At 43.7% G+C, this 6,735-nt stretch carries 6 protein-coding genes; 4 read left to right on the plus strand and 2 right to left on the minus strand.

All coding sequences use genetic code 11. From position 1 onward, the window contains the following. From V7K42_RS20010 to V7K42_RS20025, 4 genes are all read left to right on the plus strand, one after another. Positions 1-875: CmpA/NrtA family ABC transporter substrate-binding protein (locus V7K42_RS20010; protein ID WP_334919092.1), on the plus strand; the 875-nt coding region annotated here is incomplete at its 5' end. An 82-nt stretch (positions 876-957) separates the two neighbouring features. Then, positions 958-1,797 carry a nitrate ABC transporter permease gene (ntrB, locus tag V7K42_RS20015; RefSeq protein ID WP_334919094.1) on the plus strand — a complete coding sequence of 280 codons (840 nt, stop codon included), beginning with the start codon at positions 958-960 and terminating at the stop codon, positions 1,795-1,797. 266 nt (positions 1,798-2,063) lie between these two features. Beyond that, positions 2,064-4,064 carry an ABC transporter ATP-binding/substrate-binding protein gene (locus V7K42_RS20020; protein WP_334919096.1) on the plus strand — a complete coding sequence of 667 codons (2,001 nt, stop codon included), beginning with the start codon at positions 2,064-2,066 and terminating at the stop codon, positions 4,062-4,064. A gap of 735 nt (positions 4,065-4,799) precedes the next feature. Continuing rightward, entirely contained in the window at positions 4,800-5,657 is an 858-nt protein-coding gene (locus V7K42_RS20025) for a nitrate ABC transporter ATP-binding protein (RefSeq protein WP_334919098.1), read from the plus strand. A 100-nt stretch (positions 5,658-5,757) separates the two neighbouring features. Here V7K42_RS20025 and V7K42_RS20030 read toward each other — a convergent pair whose 3' ends face one another. Next, positions 5,758-6,363: a hypothetical protein gene (locus V7K42_RS20030; RefSeq protein ID WP_334919100.1), complete on the minus strand. Its 606-nt coding sequence runs from the start codon at positions 6,361-6,363 to the stop codon at positions 5,758-5,760. Next, positions 6,326-6,640 carry a hypothetical protein gene (locus V7K42_RS20035; RefSeq protein WP_334919102.1) on the minus strand — a complete coding sequence of 105 codons (315 nt, stop codon included), beginning with the start codon at positions 6,638-6,640 and terminating at the stop codon, positions 6,326-6,328. Before V7K42_RS20035 ends, V7K42_RS20030 begins: the two co-directional genes overlap by 38 nt. Positions 6,641-6,735: the final 95 nt, after the last annotated feature.

A 6,735-nucleotide genomic window follows, 5' to 3' on the forward strand; every position in this document is an offset into this window, starting at 1 on the left:
TTAGTTTACAACTCGCCAGCGCCAAATCCCTATTCAAGGAATTAAAATCTTCAACCCCCTTCACCGCCGCATTTACCTTTCCCCATGTCAATCAAGATTTGTGGATTCGCTACTGGTTAGCAGCAGGTGGCTTAGATCCAGATGCAGATATCAAATTGCTCACAGTACCTGCGGCGCAAACTGTCGCCAATATGAAAACAGGAACAATGGATGCCTTTAGTACAGGCGACCCCTGGCCATATCGTCTGGTGCAAGACAAAATTGGCTACGTAGCAGCATTAACCGCAGAGATTTGGAAAAATCATCCTGAAGAATATCTAGCGATGAGAGGTGATTGGGTTGATAAAAATCCTAAAGCTACCAAAGCGATTTTAAAAGGAATTATGGAAGCTCAACAATGGTTAGATAATTTTGATAATCGCAAAGAAGCCGCTAAAATTCTCGCTGCACGGAATTATTTCAACCTTCCTTCACCGGAAATTCTGGCCGATCCATACCAAGGCAAGTATGACATGGGTGATGGTCGCAAAATTGACGATAAATCAATGGCGGCTTACTACTGGAAAGATGAAAAAGGTAGTGTTTCCTATCCATATAAGAGTCACGATCTATGGTTCATAGTTGAAAACGTTCGTTGGGGATTCTTGCCAAAAGATTATATTGCCAATAATGCTGCCAAGGCTAAGGAACTTATTAACAAAGTCAACCGCGAAGATATTTGGAAAGAAGCTGCCAAAGAAGCTGGGATTCCTGCTACTGATATTCCCACAAATACATCCCGTGGGGTAGAAGAGTTTTTTGATGGCATCAAATTCGACCCCGAAAAGCCAGAAGAATATTTGAAGAATTTGAAAATCAAAAAAGTCAGTATTTAGAGGCACGATTAAACCCTTGTAGAGACGCGATGAATCGCGTCTCAAACAAATAAAAAATAAAATTTGCGGAGAATACAACATCATGACAATAGCTCAAAAACGTCCTGCAAGCCCTAGATTGAATAATAGCTTTATATCAGGTTTGCAAAAGCGATTTCCCGATCTAATACCACCAGCGATCGCGATCGCAATTTTCCTGACTATTTGGCAACTCTTTGCTTGGACTCCAGGCGCTACATTACCAGGGCCAATACAGGTTGTTCAAGATACTTGGATTCTCATTTTTTGGCCATTTTATGACCGGGGTGGGCTTGATAAAGGTTTATTTTGGCAGATTCTCGCCAGCCTGAAACGGGTTGCTATCAGTTATACCCTAGCTGCGATCGTTGGTATTGGCTTGGGCGTTTTGATTGGTGTCAATAAAACCATGTCCAAAGCTTTAGATCCCATCTTTCAATTACTGCGGACTGTACCGCCTCTAGCTTGGGTTCCGATTTCTTTAGCAGCTTTACGACAAAACGAACCAGCCGCCTTATTCGTAATTTTCATTACTGCGATTTGGCCCATCTTAATTAACACTGCTGTCGGCGTTACCCAAATTCCCCAAGATTACAACAACGTCGCCAAAGTTCTGCAACTTAGCCGCAAAGACTATTTCATTAATATTTTGATTCCGGCGGCATTACCCTACATCTTTACAGGGTTGAGAATTGCGATCGGTTTAGCTTGGTTAGCAATTATCGCTGCCGAAATCGTCATGTCCGGTATTGTCGGAATCGGCTTTTTTATCTGGGATGCCTATCAAAATAACAACGTCAGCGAAGTTATTTTAGCTCTAGTTTATATAGGTGTCGTTGGTTTACTCCTAGATAAAGCAATGGGTTGGCTGCAAAACAAGATTTTACCAGCAGAGCAAAAATAGTCATTGGTCATTGGTCATTGGTCATTAGTCATTTGTAAAAAGCTAAGGACTAGGGACTGTTTTCAAACTCGAAGATCCCCCCTAACCCCCCTTAAAAAGGGGGGAAAAGAAACTCTAAAAGCCCCCCTTTTCAAGGGGGGTTGGGGGGATCTTCAAAGACTAGGGTGCTTAAACAGAGGTTTGAAAACACGACCTAATGACCACATACCAAGGAAAAGTGATGAAAGACAAATACCAAATACCAAATACCAAATACCAAATATCTTATGTTTGTAGCTGTCGATCAAATTGAAAAAGTTTTTGAATTAACTGGTGGTGGCAAATATATCGCCCTTAAAGGAATCGACCTCCAAATTAAAAAAGGAGAATTCGTTTCTTTAATTGGTCACTCCGGTTGCGGTAAATCCACTCTATTAAATATGATTGCGGGTTTGGATTTGCCAACCGAGGGTCTTGTCACCTTAGAAGGACAAAGAATCACCAAACCTGGCCCAGACAGGATGGTGGTATTCCAAAATTATTCGCTATTACCTTGGCGGACGGTAAGAGAAAATATTGCCCTCGCTGTGGACTCGGTAATGAGGGGTATATCCGCCGAGGAGCGAAACGCCATTATCGACAAACATATTAATATGGTGGGTTTGCGTCCCCATGCTGACAAACAACCGGGGATGTTATCAGGTGGACAAAAGCAGCGAGTTGCGATCGCCCGCGCCCTAGCAATTCGTCCTAAATTACTCTTGCTAGATGAACCATTTGGTGCATTAGATGCACTCACACGCGGCAATTTGCAAGAACAACTGATGCAAATCTGCGAAGAAAATCAAGTTACCGCCGTCATGGTTACACATGATGTCGATGAAGCGGTGCTATTATCTGACAGAATCGTGATGCTAACCAACGGCCCCGAATCTAAAATCGGTGACATTTTAGAAGTAGATATTCCCAGACCCCGCAAGCGGATGGAAGTAGTAGAACATCCTAGCTACTACAGCTTGCGGAGTGAGATGATTTACTTCCTCAATCAGCAGAAACGGATCAAGAAAATTCGGGCGCGAAAAACTGCCGACGTTGCTCGTCATGGATTAGAAAAAGTTAACTTAGAAATTGGCTTTTTACCTCTAACAGCTTGCGCCCCCCTAGCAGTTGCGAAAGAAAAAGGTTTCTTTGTCAAGCATGGTTTAGATGAAGTTAACCTCGTGCGCGAAAGCAACTGGCGGGGTATCGTTGATGGCATAAGCGGCGGTTATTTGGATGCGGCTCAAATGCCTTCTGGGATGCCGATGTGGTTAACTTTGGGAGGACATAATAACCAACCTTTGCCTGTTGTTACCGCCCTAACCATGACTCGCAACGGTAACGCCATTACCTTGGCAAAACACTTTTACGACCAAGGGGTGCAAACCTTATCAGATTTCAAAAGATATCTGCTTCGTACCCGCGAACAACGGCACACAATGGGAGTAGTGCATCCCGCATCTATGCACAACTTGTTGCTGCGTTACTGGCTAGCGGCTGGTGGAATTGACCCCGATTGCGATGTGGATATGAAGACCATTCCCCCAGCGCAGATGGTAGCCGACTTAAAAGCCGGAAGCATTGATGGTTACTGCGTCGGCGAACCTTGGAATTACCGCGCTGCTGTGGAAGGTGTCGGCTTTACCATCGCTACCGACTTAGAAGTTTGGTTCGGACACCCCGGTAAAGTTCTTGGTGTGCGGGAAGATTGGGCAGAAACTTATCCAAATACGCACATTGCTTTAACCAAAGCTTTATTAGAAGCTTGCCAGTATTGTGCAAATCCCGACAATGCCCAAGAAATTCGGCAAATTTTAGCAGGGCGAGATTATGTTAGTACTGATTTAGAATACATTCAACTCGAAGATCCAGATAATAATGTCTGTAGCTTAGATCATCCCTTACGAGACTATGCTCATCACCAGTTTTATTCTGAATCTGCCATTAACCGCCCCAGCCGCACCGAACAAATTTGGATTATGAGTCAATTAGCGCGTTGGGGTGACACTCCCTTCCCCAGAAATTGGGTAGAAGTTGTTGAACGGGTTTGTCGAGTGCGTGTTTTCAGCACCGCCGCACGAGAATTAGGTTTGGATATTAGCTATATTCGCCAACCGATCAAACTCTTCGATGGCACTCCCTTTAACGCCGACGAGCCGATCGCCTATCTCAACAGCTTGAAAATTAAACGTGATTTTTCAGTCGCCGAAGTTGTTCTTGATGCACCAAGAAGAAAACTCGCATCATAAAAAACTGTTGACAGAAAGAGGAAGTGGAAGAAGTAGGACATCACGCACGAGTCTTTGAACTCTATTAATGAACCTTTGAACTCCATTAATGAACCTCTGAACTTCATTAATGAGCCTCTGAACTTCATTAATGAGCCTCTGAACTCCATTAATGAGCCTCTGAACTCCATTAATGAGCCTCTGAACTCCATTAATGAACCTCTGAACTTCATTAATGAACCTCTGAACTTCATTAATGAGCCTTTGAACTTCATTAATGAGCCTTTGAACTCCATTATGATTTGACTTTTCATGTCATTTGGAAAAACCAACAAAAAACCTAACCCCTTACCCCTTTCTAGCTACGGTGTACACACAAGTCTTTGAGAGTGGACTCCAAGCTTTTGATCCCCCCAACCCCCCTTAAAAAGGGGGGCAAAAACCTCTCAAAGTCCTCCAATTTATCGGAGGATTTAGGAGGATCTACACGATTTTGGTTTGGTACAGAGATGTGTGTACACCGTAGCCCCTTCTACCCGGATTTCTCACCACATCTCGATTAAGCCTGCGCTTGAGCAGGGGAGCAGGGGAGCAGGGGAGCAGGGGAGAGTTCAAATACCAAGTTCTTTCCCCTCTGCCCCTCTGCCCCTCTGCCCATCCTTCCCCTCAAGCTTGTGAGAAATGCGGGTTCTAGGGGAGAGGTCAGAATATTCAGTTGCACATCGCGTACATTAAGCATTTTAAACCCCAAATACCATGCAAAACCGCAACTTTACAGCTACAAACACAATAGGAAAACCATTATCCTCTGCAACCACCAGCCGCAGACCTTTCCTAGAAATTAAAGACGTTACCAAAGTCTACCCCACAAAAAAAGGCCCCTTCACCGTACTGGATGGCGTTAACCTCAACGTCGAACAAGGCGAATTTATTTGTGTTATCGGCCACTCCGGCTGTGGCAAATCGACACTATTAAATATGGTATCTGGCTTTAACTTTCCCACCTCCGGCGAAGTCTTACTCGAAGGAGAACCAATTACCAAGCCAGGCCCAGATAGGATGGTTGTCTTCCAAAACTATGCCCTGCTACCGTGGCGAACTGCTTTTGAAAACATCTACTTAGCTGTTAATGCTGTTTATCCTAATAAACCACAAGCTGAAAAAAGAGCGATCGTCCGCGATCATTTAGCAATGGTGGGATTAGCTGATGCAATGGAAAAGAAACCAATGCAGATGTCCGGTGGGATGAGACAACGGGTTTCTATTGCCCGTGCTTTGGCGATTCGTCCCAAAGTCTTAATTTTAGATGAACCATTTGGGGCGCTAGATGCCATCACCAAAGAAGAATTACAAGAAGAATTGCTGAAAATTTGGGGCGATAACCGTTGTACAGTGCTGATGATTACCCATGATATCGACGAAGCACTATTTTTGGCAGATAAATTGGTAATGATGACTAATGGCCCACACGCAAAAATTGGCGAAGTCATGGAAATTCCCTTTTCTCGTCCCCGCGATCGCGCCCGCATCATGGAAGATCCACAATATTACCAACTACGTAATTATGCTCTAGACTTCTTGTTTAATCGCTTTGCCCATGATGACGTAGGTTAAACTAATCGTCATTCTCCTGGTTTTGGGTATAGCGATCGCTCACAATTCGTTTGACATTAGTAGAGACGCGAAATTAATTTCGCGTCTCTACTAATCACAATTAATCAACCACAAAATTGTTGTTGGTTAGTGATAATCCAGCAGATAGTTGGGCAAGTTTTACCTGAGTAAACCCAGCCGCACTGCCATCTTGGTCAAAATACAGTCCACCTGTAGAATTATCATAAATGAATCGTTGAGCGATCGCTGTTGCAGATGTTCCCAGAGTAAACTGATTAGCTGAGAGTGAACCTATTGACAACCCGCCACCAAAATAAGTAGCCGATACCTGAATTAATTCATTGGCTGCGTTGAAGTCATAAATAGTAGCAATACCTTTTTCACTGTAACCATTGAAAGCAAAGGTATCAGTTCCATCTCCTCCATATAAGGTATCATTACCGTTGCCACTTGTCAGAATATCATTGCCATTTCCCCCAAAGAGGAAGTTATCGCCTGTTGAACTTGTAGCATTCAAACTATCGTTACCAGCGCCCCCGTTGAGGGTGTTATTACCAGAAGCGAAGAAAGCAGAGAGATAATCATCACCACCGCCACCGTTGACGGTATTATAGCCTTCTGAGTCTTCAACATCCAAGAAATCATTGCCATCCTCACCAGAGAGGATGTTATCGCCTTTTGAACTGATAGCACTTAATGGTATCATCGCCTGCACCACCATTGAGGGTGTTATTGCCTACTGAGCGAGTGTCGGAGCTATTGTAGTAAAAGCCAGAGATGTCAAGAGAATCATTGCCATCACCCCCAGAAAGCAGGTTATAGCCTGGTAAACTACTGGCATTCAATGTATCGTCACCTGCACCACCATTGAGGGTGTTATTGCCTAAAGAGTAGGAGTAATCGTAGGCATTAAAAATGTAAAGATAATCATTGCCATCGCCCCCAGAGAGCAGGTTATTACCTTTTGAACTGCTAGCATTCAATAGAACTCTTGCAAAAGTTTTTTATGATATAATAAAGAAACTGCAAATTTGCAATTAGGACTTAAGTTAGCAGTGAAATTTTGGAGAGCCAAACA

Origin of the sequence: Nostoc sp. (genome assembly GCF_036917455.1) — a bacterium.
Classification (GTDB): domain Bacteria; phylum Cyanobacteriota; class Cyanobacteriia; order Cyanobacteriales; family Nostocaceae; genus Nostoc.